Here is a 1,904-nt window from a genome sequence, read left to right on the forward strand (position 1 = left end):
CAAGCTGCCAGCCGATGTGCTCGCCGAGGGCTATCAGACCGAGTACGGTGAAGCCTTCCTCGAAGTGCACGCCGACAGCCTCTGTGAAGGCGATTCGGTACTGATTTTCGATGACCTGATCGCCACCGGCGGCACCTTGCTGGCCGCTACCAGCCTGGTACGGCGCATGGGGGCGCAGGTGTTCGAGGCAGCAGCAATCATCGACCTGCCGGAGCTGGGCGGCTCCCAGCGCCTGAACGACGCGGGTGTGCCGACCTTCTGCCTGACCGAGTTCTCGCTGAGCGAGTATTGACAGCATCGCGGGGCAAGCCCGCCCCCACAGGCTAAGGTTCTGTGGGAGCGCGCTTGCCCCGCGCGTAAAGACCCAGGGTTACAGCGAGATCGGTTTGCGCCCGGCGAACGAATGCGCCAGGGTGCCGCCATCGACCAGCTCCAGCTCACCGCCCAAGGGCACGCCGTGAGCAATGCGTGAAGCGACCAGGCCTTTGTCGGCCAGCAACTGGGCGATGTAATGCGCGGTCGCTTCGCCTTCCACCGTTGGGTTGGTGGCCAGGATCACCTCGACAAAGGTGCCCTGCTCCTCGATCCGCGCCATCAGTTGTGGAATACCGATGGCTTCCGGGCCCAGGCCATCCAGCGGCGACAGATGCCCCTTGAGCACGAAGTAGCGGCCGCGATAGCCGGTTTGCTCAACGGCATAGACGTCCATCGGCCCTTCCACCACGCACAGCAGCGTGTCGTCCCGGCGCGTGTCGGAACACTGCGGGCACAGCTCCTGCTCGGTCAGGGTCCGGCACTGGCGGCAATGCCCCACCCCTTCCATGGCCTGGTTCAAGGCCTGGGCCAGCCGGGTACCCCCACTGCGATCACGCTCAAGTAGCTGCAAGGCCATGCGCTGGGCGGTTTTCTGGCCGACACCAGGCAAGATGCGCAATGCGTCGATCAGCTGTCGGATAAGTGGGCTGAAACTCATGGGAAAAGGCCTTGATGCAAGTGAAGGCGGTTTATACCTGCCAGACTGGCCAACGTCAAATCTTACAGACATTTAGATTAGCATCGTAAGAAGATAATATTTCTATTTCTTCAGCAGGAACATTCCCTACATAACATACAGCAATTGGCACACCCTCTAACACCTGCAGAAGCACACCCCATCTAAAGTCCCCCAATCGTACAGCATCCGGCTAAATCCCCCCATTACCACAACCCTCCTTCCTACATCCAGCCAATCAAATAAACCGCATAATTTCCCGGCGTTCAAAAACAAGTAAATATGCCTCTACAACAACTCATTTACTTATTAACGCACAACCTTTATCAATCTAATTGGAAAACAAATGAACAAACGTACTTTGGGCTTTGCACTGTCTTTACCGCTGCTGGCCGGTATCAGTCTCCATGCCCAGGCAACTGATGGACAGATCGAATTCACCGGCAGTATCTCGGGCACCACCTGCACCATCAACGGCGGCCCTGGCGGCCAGAACTTCACCGTCCCCATGAGCCCGGCGCACACCAGCGAGTTCTCAGGGGCCGGCAGCATTGCCCAACCTCGCACCTTCGAGATCTCCCTGACCAACTGTGCCGCCGGTAGCAGCGGACAGGTAGACATCGAATTCCTGGGGGGCGCCCTGGTGCAGAACGGCCGCCTGAACATGGATGCCGGCCCTGCCAGCGCAACCAACGTGCAGTACCAACTGCTCAACCAACAAGGCGGACCGATCATTATCGGCGGGCCAACCGGTGCGCAGAACACCATCCCTGTGGCTCTGGAAGACGGCTCAGCAACCCTGCGCTACACCAGCCAGTACTACGCCACCGCCGCAACGGTCACACCGGGTGCCGCCAACTCCCGCGTTCAGTACCTGATCAATCTCCCGTAATGAACCGGCAGGCGCGCTCCG

General features: G+C 59.6%; 3 protein-coding genes. 2 read left to right on the forward strand and 1 reads right to left on the reverse strand.

All coding sequences use genetic code 11. The annotated features are described in order from the left end of the window. The coding region (locus UW3_RS29900; protein WP_010226005.1) for a phosphoribosyltransferase family protein at positions 1-292 on the forward strand (292 nt) is incomplete at its 5' end. 78 nt (positions 293-370) lie between these two features. On the opposite strand, the gene recR is transcribed toward UW3_RS29900, so the two are convergent. Then, complete coding sequence (gene recR, locus UW3_RS0122965; RefSeq protein WP_010226006.1) at positions 371-973, reverse strand: recombination mediator RecR; 603 nt, start codon at positions 971-973, stop codon at positions 371-373. Between the two features lie 364 nt (positions 974-1,337). On the opposite strand from recR, the gene UW3_RS0122970 reads away from it, so the two are divergent. Then, positions 1,338-1,883, forward strand: a complete 546-nt coding sequence (locus UW3_RS0122970; RefSeq protein ID WP_010226007.1) for a fimbrial protein — start codon at positions 1,338-1,340, stop codon at positions 1,881-1,883. Positions 1,884-1,904 lie beyond the last annotated feature (21 nt).

It is taken from the genome of Pseudomonas donghuensis, from assembly GCF_000259195.1.
Lineage (GTDB): Bacteria > Pseudomonadota > Gammaproteobacteria > Pseudomonadales > Pseudomonadaceae > Aquipseudomonas > Aquipseudomonas donghuensis.

What these genes read in the sequence shown, in the direction of transcription:
- recR (WP_010226006.1), bottom strand. Translation starts at nt 973, where the DNA reads ATGAGTTTCAGCCCACTTATCCGACAGCTGATCGACGCATTGCGCATC.
- UW3_RS0122970 (WP_010226007.1), top strand. Translation starts at nt 1,338, where the DNA reads ATGAACAAACGTACTTTGGGCTTTGCACTGTCTTTACCGCTGCTGGCC.